Source organism: Petralouisia muris (genome assembly GCF_004793545.1).
GTDB classification, from domain to species: Bacteria; Bacillota; Clostridia; order Lachnospirales; family Lachnospiraceae; genus Petralouisia; species Petralouisia muris.
Genome location: NZ_SRYA01000092.1, coordinates 1 through 15544 on the forward strand (window position 1 = coordinate 1; position 15544 = coordinate 15544).

At 48.3% G+C, this 15544-nt stretch carries 20 protein-coding genes; 15 read left to right on the plus strand and 5 right to left on the minus strand.

Going from position 1 to position 15544, the window contains the following annotated elements; all coding sequences use genetic code 11:
* The 4 genes from E5329_RS25090 to E5329_RS25105 form a co-directional block, all read left to right on the plus strand.
* A partial coding sequence (locus E5329_RS25090; RefSeq protein WP_330572346.1) for a hypothetical protein occupies positions 1-575 on the plus strand: 575 nt, incomplete at its 5' end.
* A 148-nt stretch (positions 576-723) separates the two neighbouring features.
* Entirely contained in the window at positions 724-1011 is a 288-nt protein-coding gene (locus E5329_RS25095; protein ID WP_120484350.1) for a hypothetical protein, read from the plus strand.
* A gap of 46 nt (positions 1012-1057) precedes the next feature.
* On the plus strand, positions 1058-1765 hold the full coding sequence (locus tag E5329_RS25100) for an FAD-dependent thymidylate synthase (protein WP_120484356.1): 708 nt from the start codon (positions 1058-1060) through the stop codon (positions 1763-1765).
* Positions 1762-2175 (plus strand): dUTP diphosphatase, encoded by a 414-nt coding sequence (locus E5329_RS25105; RefSeq protein WP_120484349.1) that lies wholly within the window; start codon positions 1762-1764, stop codon positions 2173-2175. Before E5329_RS25100 ends, E5329_RS25105 begins: the two co-directional genes overlap by 4 nt.
* A gap of 132 nt (positions 2176-2307) precedes the next feature.
* On the opposite strand, the gene E5329_RS25110 is transcribed toward E5329_RS25105, so the two are convergent.
* The 3 genes from E5329_RS25110 to E5329_RS25120 form a co-directional block, all read right to left on the minus strand.
* Positions 2308-2577 carry a type II toxin-antitoxin system RelE/ParE family toxin gene (locus E5329_RS25110; RefSeq protein WP_330572348.1) on the minus strand — a complete coding sequence of 90 codons (270 nt, stop codon included), beginning with the start codon at positions 2575-2577 and terminating at the stop codon, positions 2308-2310.
* Positions 2574-2834, minus strand: coding sequence for an AbrB/MazE/SpoVT family DNA-binding domain-containing protein (locus E5329_RS25115; RefSeq protein WP_033143531.1), 261 nt, complete (start codon positions 2832-2834; stop codon positions 2574-2576). The genes E5329_RS25110 and E5329_RS25115 overlap by 4 nt, the downstream gene beginning before the upstream one ends.
* Before the next feature lie 133 nt (positions 2835-2967).
* Positions 2968-3282: a helix-turn-helix domain-containing protein gene (locus E5329_RS25120; RefSeq protein ID WP_135991987.1), complete on the minus strand. Its 315-nt coding sequence runs from the start codon at positions 3280-3282 to the stop codon at positions 2968-2970.
* Positions 3283-3430: 148 nt separating this feature from the next.
* Between E5329_RS25120 and E5329_RS25125 the strand changes: the two genes are divergently transcribed.
* The 11 genes from E5329_RS25125 to E5329_RS25175 all read left to right on the plus strand — a co-directional run bounded on the left by E5329_RS25125 (position 3431) and on the right by E5329_RS25175 (position 12944).
* Entirely contained in the window at positions 3431-3946 is a 516-nt protein-coding gene (locus E5329_RS25125) for an SLOG family protein (RefSeq protein WP_029467762.1), read from the plus strand.
* A 139-nt stretch (positions 3947-4085) separates the two neighbouring features.
* Positions 4086-4550, plus strand: a complete 465-nt coding sequence (locus tag E5329_RS25130; protein WP_135991988.1) for a VOC family protein — start codon at positions 4086-4088, stop codon at positions 4548-4550.
* Between the two features lie 45 nt (positions 4551-4595).
* On the plus strand, positions 4596-5126 hold the full coding sequence (locus E5329_RS25135) for a GNAT family N-acetyltransferase (RefSeq protein ID WP_330572349.1): 531 nt from the start codon (positions 4596-4598) through the stop codon (positions 5124-5126).
* 136 nt (positions 5127-5262) lie between these two features.
* Positions 5263-5682 (plus strand): pyridoxamine 5'-phosphate oxidase family protein, encoded by a 420-nt coding sequence (locus E5329_RS25140; protein ID WP_004055990.1) that lies wholly within the window; start codon positions 5263-5265, stop codon positions 5680-5682.
* A 114-nt stretch (positions 5683-5796) separates the two neighbouring features.
* Complete coding sequence (locus E5329_RS25145) at positions 5797-6288, plus strand: winged helix-turn-helix domain-containing protein (RefSeq protein WP_022745526.1); 492 nt, start codon at positions 5797-5799, stop codon at positions 6286-6288.
* Positions 6289-6755: 467 nt separating this feature from the next.
* Entirely contained in the window at positions 6756-7175 is a 420-nt protein-coding gene (locus tag E5329_RS25150) for a sigma-70 family RNA polymerase sigma factor (protein WP_016217843.1), read from the plus strand.
* Positions 7176-7502: 327 nt separating this feature from the next.
* A complete protein-coding gene (locus E5329_RS30075; protein WP_168356768.1) occupies positions 7503-7679 on the plus strand; it encodes a hypothetical protein in 177 nt (58 codons plus the stop codon).
* Between the two features lie 103 nt (positions 7680-7782).
* On the plus strand, positions 7783-7998 hold the full coding sequence (locus tag E5329_RS25160) for a DUF6870 family protein (protein ID WP_132226431.1): 216 nt from the start codon (positions 7783-7785) through the stop codon (positions 7996-7998).
* Positions 7999-8136: 138 nt separating this feature from the next.
* Positions 8137-9765 (plus strand): recombinase family protein, encoded by a 1629-nt coding sequence (locus tag E5329_RS25165; RefSeq protein ID WP_135991990.1) that lies wholly within the window; start codon positions 8137-8139, stop codon positions 9763-9765.
* Positions 9766-11418, plus strand: coding sequence for a recombinase family protein (locus E5329_RS25170; protein WP_135975183.1), 1653 nt, complete (start codon positions 9766-9768; stop codon positions 11416-11418).
* On the plus strand, positions 11400-12944 hold the full coding sequence (locus tag E5329_RS25175; protein ID WP_135991991.1) for a recombinase family protein: 1545 nt from the start codon (positions 11400-11402) through the stop codon (positions 12942-12944). The genes E5329_RS25170 and E5329_RS25175 overlap by 19 nt, the downstream gene beginning before the upstream one ends.
* A 33-nt stretch (positions 12945-12977) precedes the next feature.
* Here the strand turns inward: E5329_RS25175 and E5329_RS25180 are convergent, their stop codons facing one another.
* Together E5329_RS25180 and E5329_RS30080 are read right to left on the minus strand one after the other, a co-directional pair.
* Entirely contained in the window at positions 12978-13748 is a 771-nt protein-coding gene (locus tag E5329_RS25180) for a tyrosine-type recombinase/integrase (RefSeq protein ID WP_275443724.1), read from the minus strand.
* Positions 13749-13920: 172 nt separating this feature from the next.
* Positions 13921-15408: a hypothetical protein gene (locus tag E5329_RS30080; RefSeq protein WP_168356769.1), complete on the minus strand. Its 1488-nt coding sequence runs from the start codon at positions 15406-15408 to the stop codon at positions 13921-13923.
* Between the last annotated feature and the right edge of the window lie 136 nt (positions 15409-15544).

Consider the following 15544-nt stretch of genomic DNA (forward strand, 5'->3'; position numbering starts at 1 on the left):
GGAAAGCTGGCGGCTGTAAACAATTAACAAGAATATTGGAAACCGGTGCGGGGGCGGTCTGCTCCCGCACCTGCTATTTAGGAGGATTTTTTATGGTGAATGCCATTGTTTCGATACCCGGCTATGTCCATCTGTACCGCTCCCTTTTGCGGTTCTATGATATGCCGAAAAATGAGGTCCGGGAAATGCTCTATCTTCTGAATACGGCGAACCTGGACTGCTACGAGTATTACCACCCGGAGCGTGATGTGATCCAGAGCGGGCCGGTGGCTTTTAGCGGCTGGCTGGAACATATGGACTGCCGCCCTTACCGGACGGAGGTACAGCTTTATAAATCCCTGCTGTTCTTAAAGCGCAGCATTGACCGGGATTTGATCGTGACCTCACAGCGGGAGGCGCTGCAGACGCTCCGCTGTATCATTTCCAACCTGGAATACCGCTTCTATAAGGCGTATGGCATGGAGATTGAGGACAAGCGGACCGTGTACGGGGAATGTACCTACCACATGGTACCCAGGGAGGACGAACCCAGCGTGTGCCTGATGCACGACTGGATTTATCTGCCGAGCGCCTGAAATGCAGCGGATAAGGGATATAATGCGTATTTTGTTCTGCTTCAAGTAAAACTGTCCCGGATTCCATACAGTATTCGGGACAAACCATTTTTCAAAGGAGGGATGCCATATCACACAACAGGAAGTCAATGCCGTATTTGACGAGCAGGTGCGGCTCTGCGCTGACATTCTGCAAAAGAAAACCAAAGAATACACTGGGGACGATACGGACCGGCTGGGAGCTTTTAAGGCGGCGGCAGCTTTGCAGCACACCACGCCGGAGCGTGCCCTTGCCGGGATGCTGGCGAAGCATATCGTCTCCCTGTATGACATGTGCTTTGACGGTGATACGGATTACGGTATAGGCACATGGAATGAAAAGATCACTGACAGCCTCAACTATCTGTTCTTATTGAAGGCTATTGTAAAGGAGGGACATACCAATCAACAGGATTGAAGTAAAAATATTGAACTGCCAGGCGGTACAGGAGGCCGAGAAGAACATGGTCTTTGCCGCCCGGCTCACCCAGAGGGGCCACCGGATCGCCACAATGGACGACCTGATGGCCCTTTATGAAAAATCGTTCAGCGGGGACACCGTGGCGGTAATCGGGAGCCTCCCGCACCCGACGGTACAGAAATTTGCGGTCATTACCGTTGCCGTTGTAGGAGCAAGCCGGCGCTTTCTGGCACAGATCACCAGACACCAGAACGAGGTAAAGTATATGAGCGCGTCCTTACAGTACAGTAATTATGCAGGGCAGGCAGATTTTGCCGTACCCTATGAGATTCTGGCCGCCTCGGCTGCGGTCCGGGAATTGTACTTAAAAAGCTGTCGCAAAGGTATGGATTGCTATGAGCGGTTATGTAATGCCGGCGTGGGCCATGACGCGGCAGGATATGCCACACCCCAGGGGCTTCGGAATGTGCTGATTATCAGCGCCACACCCTATCAATGGAAACATATCATCGGCCAGCGGGTATGCCGGCGCAATACGGACGAGACCCGGATCGTGCTCCTGAAAATCTGGCAGGAGCTTTATATATTGAGCCCGGCGCTGTTTGCTCCCGGTCTTACAGGGCCGTTCTGCCAGCGGGACAAATGCCTGGAGGGGAAGATGACATGCGGCAGAAAAATAGGTACGGACATGACGCCGGAGAATCTTCTGAAAACGGACTATCCGGCGCTTTGGGAAGGGGGCAGCGAATGAAGATCAAACTGATCGACTTTGGCGTGCCGGAGGACCGCCGCCCATTCCGTCCGCATGGGAACGATGCCGGCGCGGATGTCTACATGCCCTATGACTGTACCTTGCAGCCGGGTGAGATTGCAAAGGTTCCCCTTGGGTTTGGGATTGAAGTGCCGGACGGCTATGCGGGCTATGTGTTTCCGCGCACCAGCATGGCGGTAAAAGGGCTGGTCTGCGAGCTGCCACCTGTGGATTCCGGCTATCGTGGGGAAATTCATGCCATTATCAGTAATGTAAGTAACAAACCGCAGGAACTTTCCAAAGGCTCCCGCGTGGGCCAGCTTGTAATTACACCGGTTGTGATCGCAGATTTTGTTTCAGAGCTTGGCGAGCAGCGCGGCACAGGCGGATTTGGAAGTACAGGAAAATAAAAAAGTGACTTTTAGAGAGTAATTAGGGAATTATCGCCGGTAGTGGGATTGGGCATATCGGGAGGATTGCAGGGTACAATAAAAGAAAGGCAGAAAAAGGCGGTACACTGTCATAGCGTACCGCCCTGCTGCTTAAAACTGCTTTAATATGTCGTGATGCCCTACGTCCACCAGGATGATCATTTTGTCGCCTTCGTAATACCAGATAATGCGGATGTCCATGTTGACGCTGCACTCAAAAAGGTTCGTGGTTCCCTGGATGCGTTTGGTGCGCAGCGACGGGTGGGAAGGATTTTCGGCCAGAAGTTCCAGCTTGTTTTTAAGCTGCTTCTTTTCCTGTGCGGTCAGGCCCTTAAAATGCTTTTGGAAACGGGGCGTAAAGGTAAACTCATACGCCATCATTCCGCCTCCAATTTGTCAAACAGGGCGTCCACGCTGTCAAAGACAGGCTGCTCCCCGGATGCGATTTTTGCTTTTACATCCCCGATTTCTTCTTTAAGCTCGCTTAAATATTTTTTGGGGTAGACAACCACCGGCATAATGCAGATGGAGCCGTCCTTCTCGAAGATGTCCAGTTTATCACCTTCGGACAGACCGAGTTTAACGATGATTTCCTTTGGAATTGTGACCTGGGCTTTTTGACGCAATTCGGCCAGCATACGATCATCTCCTTTGCTTTGAGTTTGAAAGTAGGAAATTCTCACTTTCTTACTTATAGTATATCCACTTTGAGGGATTTATGCAAGGGGTACGAAAAAAATTTACAAATAAAGCGGCCAGCACCGTGACCGCTTACTTTCTGCTATTGAGTTCTTTCATAATACCGAGGATATACTGCATGGATTTGGAGTCGAGCTGTTTCGCCTCTGTGATAAATTCCCGCAAGGCTTCGGGGCAGGTGTTACCCTCATCAAAGAATTCCTGCGGTGTTACGCCTAAATATTCGCAGATATAGAAGAAGGACTGCATGGCGGGAAGTGACTTTTTGTTTTCAATGTTGTTGATGTAGTTGTTTGCCTGTCCTAACGATAAGGACATATCGCGCGCAGATACACCTTTCTGTGTCCGCAGCTTTGCCAGCCGTTCCGGGACAAAATCTTCATACATCGCCTTCACCTCCTATTCTGTAATAGATTGTACCTCACACCCTCGCATTATTCGCAAAGGGAAAAAGGGTGTTTTCGTTGACTTGCTAAATTAAATCTATTACAATGTGGAAAGTGAAGAATAACGCCTATCGGATGGAGGAATAGAAATGGAAGGAAAGACTTGTTGTGTCACCGGGCACAGAGATTTACCACAGAAAGAGATTAACCATGTAAAGGCAGCCCTGCGGCGTGAAATTGATTCAGCGGTTGCGGACGGGTTTACCCGCTTTATGAGCGGTTTTGCTGACGGCGTGGACCAGTATTTTGCCGAGATTGTGCTGGAAAAGAAAAAGACAAATCCGGCGCTGGAGCTGATTGCTGTCATTCCCTATCAAAAGCGCCTGGACAGCCTGATGGCAAAGGGCCGGACTTATGAAATGCTGGAGGCCTGCGCGGATGTTGTTGTTATGCAGGAGAAATGCCACCCCAGCGTCTATTCCCACCGGAACCGCTACATGGTCGAACACTCAGACCGGGTGATCGCTGTGTATGACGGGAGGGAAAAAGGAGGCACGGTTAGGGCCATCCGGTTTGCGCATCAATTTCGGAAAGAACTGCGGGAAATACCCGTAGGGCTGATCTTGGACAAAAACAGGACAAATCTTGGACAAAACCGGATATAAAAAAGTAGAGATACAGGCTGCTCTATGGTATAATAAATGTTCAACCGAGAAGGTCAGTGACAAATTCAGTTGGACTTACAGATAATGATAGATCACCTTTTGTGGAAATGGGAAACCACAGTTTGAAAGGAGTATTTGCATGAAACATGTATGTACGCTTATATCGGTGGCCGACATTAACGCCTCAAGAAAATTTTATGAGGATTTGTTCGGATTAGAGGTGTTCCAGGATTATGGCAGAAATATTGCTTTTACCTGCGGCCTGGCATTGCAGCAGGATTTTGACTGGCTTGTAGATCTGCCAAAAGAAAAGGTATTAAAGAAATCCAACAATGCGGAAATCGTCTTTGAGGAACAGGACTTTGACGGTTTTTTGAACAAGTTGAAAGAATACCCGGATATTGAATATCTGGGAGAAGTGATCGAGCATAGCTGGGGTCAACGGGTGATCCGGTTTTACGATTTGGACGGGCATATCATAGAGGTCGGCGAGGATATGAAAATGGTGATAAAGCGTTTTCTTGCTTCCGGCATGACAATGGAAGAAGTCTCTGTGAAAATGGACGCTTCTATTGAGGATTTGACAAAACTTCTAAACAGATAATACCTGATGGACGAATAAACAAATCGGGAATTTAGTGAGGTAAATATGATGGCAGAAAAGAAAGTTATTACAGAAACGGATAGATTGATTTTAAGAAGATATTGTAAAGAGGATTTACAAGATTTGTATGAATATTTATCTGATGAAGAAGTGGTAAAACATGAACCATATAAACCAATGAATATTAGTGAGGTGGAAGGAAATCTTGATTGGAGAATTTCAACCGAGGAAATGATTGCAGTTGAATTAAAATCTAATGGTAAAATGATTGGAAATGTGTATCTCGGAAAAAGAGAATTTGAATCTCTTGAAATTGGGTATGTATTTAATAAACAATATTGGGGACAAGGATATGCTAAGGAAAGTTGTACGGCTTTAATAAAGAAGGCATTTTCTGAAGGGATACATAGAATTTTTGCTGAATGTGACCCATGTAATTTGAATTCATGGAAACTACTTGAAAGATTAGGTTTTGAAAGAGAAGCACATTATAAACAAAATGTTTATTTTTGGAAAGATGATAATAACAATCCAATTTGGAAAGACACTTTTGTTTATGCTATATTAAACAAGTAAATGACTGCATAATCGGTGTTTATAGGGGAGAACAAAACATTATCACAGAGCCAGACGCATAGACGCAGAGCCGATGAATAGGTGCGCAATCACAGTTTGGCATACTGAAAAATCACAGTTTAGGAGGAAATTTATTATGATGAGAAATCCAGAAGAAACTATCGGAAAAATTATTGATAAGGCAAGTACAAGTTTTATCGCCTATGTAGATGATAACGGTTATCCAATTACAAAGGCAATGCTAAAACCTAGAGAAAGAAACGGAATTAAGACAATTTGGTTTTCGACGAATACGTCTTCAAATAAAGTAAAGTATTTCAAGAAGAACAGCAAAGCAAGCGTTTATTTTATTGATAAACGCTTCTTCCGCGGTATTAGTCTGATTGGAACAATGGAAGTGCTGGAAACCGCAGAGGCAAAAGAGCGAATTTGGCAAGATGGCGATACTGCGTATTATAAAGAAGGAGTGACTGACCCTGACTATTGCGTATTAAAATTTACAGCGACTAAGGGAAGATATTATTGTAATTTCAAATCAGAGGATTTTGAGGTATAAATATTCCAGAGCTGATACGGAGAATTATGTATTTTGTTGAAGATTCAAAATAATGGTAAAAATCTTGAAATAAAGTTGATTTGAAGGAGGTGGTGACATGGGAAATTAGCCGTATTGGATATATCTGAATCCGGCAGACAAATTGGAGAAAAATTGTTTGCTTTGCTTGATACAGAGCAGCAGAAAGATTTATTGCAGTATATTCTTAATAGAGAAAATCTGAGTGATTTTCCCGATATTTTCCTATGTACTGTTTCTAAATGTCACGGTTTCCAGAATGGTTCAGTTCAACCATTATTGGAAATCCGGGAAGGTGATCTGTATTTTTGCCTGGAAGAAAGAACGGTGTGTGTCGGCAGTCAGGAGATAGAATTAACAGCTAAAGAATTCGATGCACTCCACTTACTGATTGTCAACAAGAAACGGGTATTGACCTTTGAGACCATAGCTTACCATGTTTGGGGCGAAGAATATATTGACGTTACTCCAAAAACAATCCATAATCTGTTGAGCCGCCTTCGCCAGAAACTTCAAATTGCACCTGAAGCACCTGAATATGTTATCAGTGTGCGAGGCGTCGGTTATAAATTTGATGCTGGAATATGACAGATAAATTTATGGCATTTTTAGGACATTACCGGGAAAGGCTGGCGATAAAAAGCGAATATGCCCCTGTATAATATCCCCCATGTAACAGGTTGGGGGATATATCAAAGTATAGTGACAAATCCATTTATACTCCCCCAGATATGGGGGCAGACATGCACATTAGAAAAGTCCTATATTTTCACAGGAAACGACAAAAAAATAGCCAAATATATTTTAGTGCCGCAGTTCAAAAAGCTGCGGCACTTTTTGTATCGACATATTTTTATTTTTTCTCCCAGCAATCAGCAAAATGTTCCATTAAGCGCGCGCCTGTAACAAAACGGGTACGCGCTCTTTTCTTATCTACAAAACAGACAAACTTTCCTGCTGCCTCTGTTGCAGGTGATAGTCCGGGGTGTCGCTCCCCACCCTCTGATTTCGATTTTGCCTATCAACTAAAAAAATCGAAATCGGAGGAATTACACATGAAAGAAATCAATCTGCGGGACTATTACCCGTTCTATACGAAAGATAATATTGTTGAAGTGCCGGACGAGGTGGCCGACCTGCTCCGGGAATATAAATTAAGCGAGGCAGCCCATTTCCTGCGTACATACCGGCATAAGGCATATTTTTCTCTGGACTATGATAAGAATGTTGAACGTGATGCCCTTGTGGTCGTGCTTGCGCCGGAAGATATTCTGATCCATGAGGAAGAACATGGGCGGCTGTACCGGGCCATTACCCTGTTGCCTGAAAAGCAGCGGAACCGGATATGCTCGCACTATCTGTTGGGAATGAGCCTTTCCGAAATTGCCAAAAGCGAACACTCGGCGGTAAGCTCCGTGCATGAAGGAATCCAGCGCGGACTCCGACGCCTGAAAAAAATTCTGGAAGAAATTTAATCCTGCCCCCGAAAATAACCCTCAAAAATGAAATGAATAATAGAGGGACATATTTATCCGGCAGGACAAGCCTGGCGGGTGTGGCCGTACAGCACATGCTCCGGCCCGCCCCAACTGAAAAACTGTCATAACTGCCACGCCCCTCGCTTGCTCCTTGACAACCGAATACACGCTGTTACAGGTACTTCATTCTGTGTTCCGAGCGGCAGATGGGGCGGCGCGGTGACAGGCAGCCTAAGGAGGTGATGAATCCAGGCTGTCCGAGCGGTAAACGCTACCCACGAAACCGGCTGTGGCAGGCCGGGCGCGACAACGACGCAGATCACAATGGTACTTCTTCACGGCTCCCTAAAGACTTGGGGAGAGTTCCTGCGGCGTTTGCTTGCTCTGGCAAAGCGGCGGCGTATGCGGGGCTATGATGCGGTGACGCTATCCGCAGCCTGTAACAGCCCCGCCCTGGAAAGCCAGGGCTTGCCGGGGGAGCGTGGCAAATACGGCAGCTGATCGAAATCAGATACAATGGGCCGGGTCTGTGACTGTAAGAGCGCAGGCCCGACTTATTCATGTGGTTTCGATAGCCAGAAATTTTCAGGAAGGAGTTGGTATTATGGAGAATACGGTTGTTACCGGCAGAACCGACGCACTGGTGGACATCCGGGAGGTTGCCGTTGATAAGGAGCTTTCCCGTGAGGAACGGATTGCCGAATTTGTTCAGCAGATCAAAGACCCTTACCGCTTCAAATGCGGGCGGTTCACCGTACAGGCCAGCTTTGCCGCAGGCGGCGCTACCCTGGAGGAATGTATCAAGGGAATCTTACGGTGAACCGGATTATTTTAGGAAAAGGGCTGACTTTCCCGCAGGGGCGTGGTACAATAAGAACTGGAAAAGGAATTGAATACGGCACAGCCACACTTCTTGGATTGCGGGGATTTTTCTGCGCAATGAAAGGAGTGTTTTTTTATGCAGGTTTACAAAGCCATTAAGTACATCCGTCTTTCTTATACCGATGATAAGACGGTGGAAAGCGACAGCGTCGCCAACCAGCGGCGGCTGATTGATGATTATATTGCCCGGCACCCGGAGATTGAAGTCGTGGCAGAAAAGATTGACGACGGTTACAGCGGGGTCCTCTTTGACCGCCCGGCATTTCAGGAAATGATGCGGATGATCGAGCAGGGCGAGGCCAACTGTGTGATCGTCAAAGACCTCTCCCGCCTGGGTCGTGAATACATAGAGACCGGCCGCTATATGCGCCGGGTATTTCCGGCCTACGGCGTCCGCTTTATCGCCATCAATGATAACGTGGACACGGAGAATGACGCTGCCGATGACCTTACCGTATCGGTAAAAAACATTATGAACGAGGCATACAGCCGGGACATTTCCGTCAAGACCCGGAGCGCCTTGGAAGTGAAGCGGCGCAGCGGGGATTTTGTAGGAGCCTTTACCATCTACGGCTATATCAAAGCTGGCGACAAACACAAGAGCCTGGAGGTTGACGGGTACGCTGCCAATGTAGTGCGGGATATTTTCAGAAAGCGGCTGGAGGGGTTCAGCGCTTCCCATATTGCGGACGAACTGAACCGCATGGGCATTCTCTCACCGCTGGCTTATAAGCGCAACCATGGGATGCCCCACGCCAAAGGCGGCTATACGGACCGTAAAGATTGTAAATGGTCTGCCACAACGATCATCCGCATTTTGCAGGATGAAACCTATACCGGAACGCTGGTACAGGGAAAACAGACCACGCCCCACTTCAAGCTGAAAGAACGTGAGGACAGACCTTCCTCTGAATGGGTCCGTGTGGAGGGTACCCATGAGGCGATCATCCAGAAACATGATTTTGACCTGGTGCAGCGCCTCCGCAGGATTGATACCCGGACATCTCCAAAATCGGATAAAGTCTACCTGTTCTCCGGCATTTTGATCTGCGGCTGCTGCGGCTGCCGTATGACGCGCAAGACCAACCGCTATAAGGATAAGGAATACCACTATTATTATTGTCCTACCGGCAAAAAGAACGGGTGTAAATCTTCCGTCATGGTGAAAGAGTCCGACCTGATCGAGTGCGTGCAGGGCAGCCTGAAAGGGCATATTGAAAATGTGGCTTCCCTGGATGCGCTGCTGTCCAGTATCAGCCAGGAGCGGATCAACCGGGAACTGGCCCAGGAATACGCCGGGCAGATCAAAGCAAATGAGAAACGTATGGCGCAGGTTGAGGGTTTCAAGGCAAAACTCTATGAAAACCTGGTGAGCGGGATTCTCACCAAAGAAGAATTCCTCTCCTATAAGCGGAAATACAATGCAGATATTGAACTGCTGCAGAAAGCGGTTGCCGAGTGGAACGAAAAGCTGACGGACGTACTGGAGAACCGCAGCGAGCGGAACCGCTGGATCAACCACTTTATGCAATTCTCCACGATGGAGGAAATTGACCGGAGGGCGGTCATGCAGCTTATCCGCAGCATACGGGTAATGGGGAAAGACGAGCTGCACATTGAATTTAATTACCAGGATGAATACCAGAAGGCGGTCTCCCTGGCGGAACAGATTGCCGTACAGGGCAAAGAAAGGAAGGTGGGCTAAATGGCAAGAAAGAGCAGGAAACAGACGGCGGCTCCCATGCCGGCCCCGTCTTTATATGTGTATGTGGCGCTCTATATCCGTCTTTCTGTGGAGGATAATAAAAAGCGGGGCTGCTCCGTAGAAAACCAAAAGCTGGTGCTGAATGATTTCCTTGCGGACAAACCGGATTTCGTTGTCTATGATACCTATATCGACAATGGGGCGACGGGTACAAACTTCCACCGCCCCGGTTTCCAGCAGATGCTTTCTGATATCGAGGCGGGCCATATTGACTGTGTGATTGTCAAGGACCTCTCCCGGTTGGGACGGAATTCCATTGATACCGGTTATTATATCGAACAGTATTTCCATACCCACAACGTCCGTTTTATTGCGGTCACGGACCAGTTTGACACGGCAGACCCCGGCAGCCTCCACAGCGGTATTATGCTTCCCCTGAAAAATATGATAAACGAGGCTTACGCATTGGACATTGGCAGGAAGATCAAGGCCCAGGCAAGGCAGGCCATGAAAGACGGCGATTATATCGGCGCACGGGCGCCATACGGATACCGCAAAGACCCGGACAACTGCCATAAACTGCTGATCGATGAAGATACCGCCCCTGTCGTAAGGCAGATTTTTGAGTGGGCGCATGGGCATGTGGCGCTGAACCGTATCGTCCGCAACCTGAATGAAATGGGGATCACAGCGCCCAGCCATTACAAAAAATCCACCGGGGAGATCACCAGCCCTGGCCTGATCGGGAGCGGGAAATGGCAGACACGCACCGTAATGAAGATTCTGGAAAGCGAGGTCTACACCGGCGATCTGGTGCAGGGAAAGACAAAGATCGTGGACCATCAGCAGGTTAAGGCCGGGGAGGACAACCTGATTATTGCAAGACGCACCCATGAACCAATCATCAGTTATGAGCTCTTTACAGCGGTGCAGGAATACCGGAAACAAATCTGTGAGGAAAGCCGGGCGGTCCCAAAGCGGCCCTACACCCCAAACATTTTCAAGGGGAAGGTGTTCTGTGCCGACTGCGGCAGGAGCCTCCACCGGCAGCGCGCCGAGCGCAAGAAAGGGCCGGATGTTTACTGGTTCCACTGCCTCACCAACAGCCGTGTGGCAAAGGATAGCTGTAAAGGCGTGATGATGCAGGAAACGGAGCTTATCGCCACGGTCACAGCTATTCTGGAAAAAGAGCTGTCTGTTGCCCTGGGAATGTCCCTCCCCCTCTTTCAGCTGGAGGCAAAACAGAAAAAGGACAAAGACAGGCTGAAAACCCAGATGTCGGCCAGGCGGCAGGAAACCGAAAAGAAACGCCGGCTGATCCGCGGACTGTATGAGAACTTCGTCCAGGGTATCTTAACAAACGAGGAATACTTTGAGCTGAAAGCGGATTATGAGGAATCCATCCGTACACTGTCCGGCGAGATTGAGGCGCTTGAAAAAGATATGGACGCCCTGGACAGCCGGCTTGTGCGCTACCGGGCAATGGAAAAGGATGCGAAATCGCTGACACAAGACCATGCGCTTACGGCAGAACTGATTGACCGGCTGATTGAGCGGATCGAAATCGACCATGAGCGGAATATCCATGTAACTTTCCGCTTCAAGAGTGAATTCCAGGGAAAGGCGGTGGAACCATGCACAAAAAATATGTGATCGCCCTTTATATCCGTCTGTCCGTGGAGGACTTTAAGACCGAGAGTTTGAGTATTCCCAACCAAAAGCTGATCCTCCGGGAAAAGGCCATGTCGCTGCCGGAATGGGATAACGGCGAAGTGCTGGAATTTGTTGATAACGGCCATACGGGTACGAATTTTGAGCGCCCTGCGGTACAGGAGCTTTTGACGATGGTCCAGGCCGGGAAGATCGACTGTATCATCGTAAAAGACCTCTCCCGGTTTGGCCGTAACAGCATTGAGACCGGCTATTTCATTGAGCGGGTGTTTCCGCTCTACCATACCCGGTTTATCTCGGTCAGTGATGATTTTGACACCGCCAATTTCAAAGGAGATACCGGAGGGATTGACGTTGCCTTTAAGTATCTTATCAGCGAATGTTACAGCCGGGATATGTCCATGAAAACGAAAAGCGCCAAATACGCAAAGATGCGCCGGGGCGAATACCAGAGCGTCATCTGTCCCTATGGCTACCGCAAGAGCGCAGACGGGCGCATGGAGCCGGACGGGGATGTCGCAGGGATTGTCCGGCAGATATTTGAATGGGCGGCTGACGGCAATACTGCCGCCGGGATCACGCGGAAACTGTATGCCATGAATATCCCCACCCCTGGGGAATACCGGAGGGATAAAGGGAAAGACCACTATAATGTGTCCAGGACACACGGCGTCTGGAGCAGCGGGGCGGTCCTGCGGATGCTGGAGGACCAGCGGTATATCGGCACTTATGTGATCGGCAAGCGTAAGGTACAGGAAATCGGCAGCCGCCGCATGAAGCTAAAGGATGAAAGCGAATGGTTCAAAATACCGGACCACCACCCGGCAATCGTAAGCATGGAGCTGTTTGAGAAAGCCAACGCTTCGATCAGGCGTTTCTCCCTTCCGAATAAAAAACGGCGCAACTACCTTCTCCGCGGGAAAGTATTCTGCGGCTGCTGCGACCATGCTATGTCACTTAGAAATGGAACATGGTTTTACTGCCGTCACTCCGAAGTGGCAGAAACCCTTCCCTGCCATGGGGTAAGGGTGAAAATGGCTGATCTGGAGCAGGCGGTCCTTGAAACAATCCGGGCACAGATGTGTCCGGCGCTGGGGATTGACAGCAGCAAGGATAAGCTGAATTTGCAGACGGTCCAGCAGGCCGAGCATGAAGATAAGCTGCGCTCTATCCAGGACAGCAAACGGCAGCTTTATGAACAGTATGCACTTGGAGAGGTTGACCTGGAAACCTACCAGGAGCGCAAGGCGGTATATGATGCGGATCTGGTGCAGGCAAGGAATGTCCATGCCGCCATTACCGCACAGACCAGGCAGATACAGAGCGATTATGAAGCAAAGCTGAAACAGCGTGAGATCGTTCAGGAAGTAGGCAGCGCCGACACACTGACGCAAGCCCTGATTGACAGGCTTATCAGTAAGGTCTATATCTTTCCGGGAGACCGGATCGAGATTGAATATGTGACACAGGATTTCTTAGGGATAAGCGAACCGGGAAAGGAGGTGTGAGCCATGAGTACCGTATTAAGCAGCTACGGGCAGCTATGCGGCTGCCCGGAAATCCTCAAAAAAAGTTGTAATTTTTTTTGTCGTGGGCTTGACATACGGGTGCCGCAGGTCGTGTACTCGGATCGGTGTCAGCCCTGCCTTTTCGGATGCCCGCTTTATTTCCTTTTCCAGAGCGGATTTTGTAAAATAGAAGATTCGGTCTCCCTTTCCAATTCCATAAAGCTTCGATATATATTTGTGAATATCATCATACAGAAAATCCGGAATGGAGATACACCGCTTTGCTTTGGGCGTCTTTGGTTCCAGAAACAGTTCCTCCCCCTTTACTTTTGCATAATTCTTGTTGATATCCACCCGCTTAGAGGGAAGAATGTCTGCAGGAGTGAGTGCCAGCAGCTCCCCGGACCGCATCCCGGTATAAAACAGCATATCAAAAGCCAGTTTTACGGATGATTTCTGGATGGCGCCGGAGAACTGTTCATATTGTTCCTGTGTCCAGATGTGCATTTCCTCTGCTTTGCTTTTCCCCATACTGCCGGCGGCCTTGCAGGGATTGAATGCAAGGTGGTAATGGGACACAGCATAATTCATCAGCGCCGAAAGCTGGTTGTTTACCGTTTTTAAATATGTTTGGGAAAATGGTTTTCCGTCCTCGCCCCGATATGAAATCAACTCATTTTGCCATTTTCGGATTTTAATGGTATCAATATCGCACACTTTCAGCCTGCCGAAGTAGGGGAGCAGCTTGCCTTCGATGATAAACCGTTTATTCTCCATTGTGGTAGGTTTCAGACGGTGTTCCATGTCTTCCAGATAATTTTATAACTTCTCGGAATCTCAATGAATGAGATTCCAACTGAAAATTGACAGCTGAATATCGTGCAGGAAAAGAAATTAGAGAAAGATGGACATAAACATTGGACATAGCGGGTACTATGCCTTGAAAAATCTTATGGGATTGCTTAAGATATTATTATTAGGCGGCTAATCCTAATAATGATTCTTGAAATGCCTCAGCAGAGGGCATTTCCCAGGCGTCAAGGTGTTGGAGCATCATGATGCCGTAGAGGCGGCAGTGCCACATCTTCGTAGAGCGGTGCCTGCCGTCTTCTAATTTATAGTCCTCTTTCTCGCGCTTGTTGGAGCGCTCCACGGAAGTTCTCCTGTTATATTCCTTTTCCCATGCTTTAGAGTCCCTTGGCGGTATGTTAAATAACCTTGGATTGTCATCGGTAACGATATGTACGGTTCTGCCGTATTTAGCCGGTGAACAGGGACGCTCGCAGAAGCAGCCGCGTTTACGGTTGGACTTGGGGCGCCGGTATTTAGCCCGGCGTTTGGCGGCTTCATATCCATCTTTATGCATACGTAAGCCTAACTTACAGACAGGGACACCATCGTCATCGCTTGTGAATTCGTCCTTATAGGTAAAATGCCCGGTATGTCCGGGATTGAGGTCAATAAACGGCGTGATATCTTCCTGTCTGCAGTATTCATAAACAGGGTAAGCGTCATGGGCAGAATCCAGGAGGAGCTTTTCAATACGGAATTCCGGGAGGTATGCATTCATTGTGAAAAAGGAATGGAGAAACGAAAGCATGTAATGCCGGGAAGCCCGTTCCAAAAGTGGAAATACAGGGAGATCGCTGTAGGAATCGGAAGCCACATACATGTAGAGGTGGTAACCAAAGAAATAGCATTCGCGGTGGGAGTCCCATCCCCAGTTACAGTCAGGCTGGGAGTAATGGCGTTTACAGTTACAGGAAGAACAGCCTTTTTCCTTACAGTCACATATGCGCTTTTTTCGCTGCTGGGCGGCAGTGCGGACAGGCGTGCCGTCACCGGCAAGTGCCAGATGGTCCGAAGCGATCAGTCCCTTGCGGATAGAAAGATCCAGGAACTGCTGCCTGTAGAGCTGGAAAATAAGGGAAAACGGATTTTCCGGCTTTAACTGCCAGCGTTCCAGCAGGGGCAGGAGTTTGGAAGCCGTGCTGGAAGAGTCACAGGGAGTCTTATCGCCTTTCTTTTTGCCTTTGAGAGTTTTCTTTATCTTAGGGAACCGGTCTTTCGGGGAAAGGTTGTTGGAGTCATCCTGCCAGATGCGGGAAAAGAAATCATAAAAAGTACCGACGCCAGGGGTATCACCGAAAGAGAAACCGCTGAGGATGGCATAAAGGGGAGTTTCCTTGAGCATGCGGCACCAAACAGTGATAGAAGTCACTTTTAGTTTCAAAGCAAGCAGGTAGGAACGCAGCATATAGGAAGGAAGCCTGGGTTCAGGACCAAAAACAGAGTAGCAGTCCTGCATAATGGAATCCGTAGGTGAAAGATCGAGATACCAGAACTGCACGATATAATCCCAAGTGCTTTTAGGGAGCACAAAGGGATCAGGATAAAACTTAAGGAAATCGGATACGAAAGTATCCTGATAGGCGGAGTGACCGCCAGGATTAGTAGGTAACAAAGAAATCGCCTCCAGTCGATTGAAATAAAGTATAATCAATCGGCTTCGCTGCAAATTTTGAGCGATTTGTCAAGTGTTTTTTGGTTCTTTCCGAAGTTAGTTGAAAATAAGTGATTTTCCTAATCATGTGTGATAT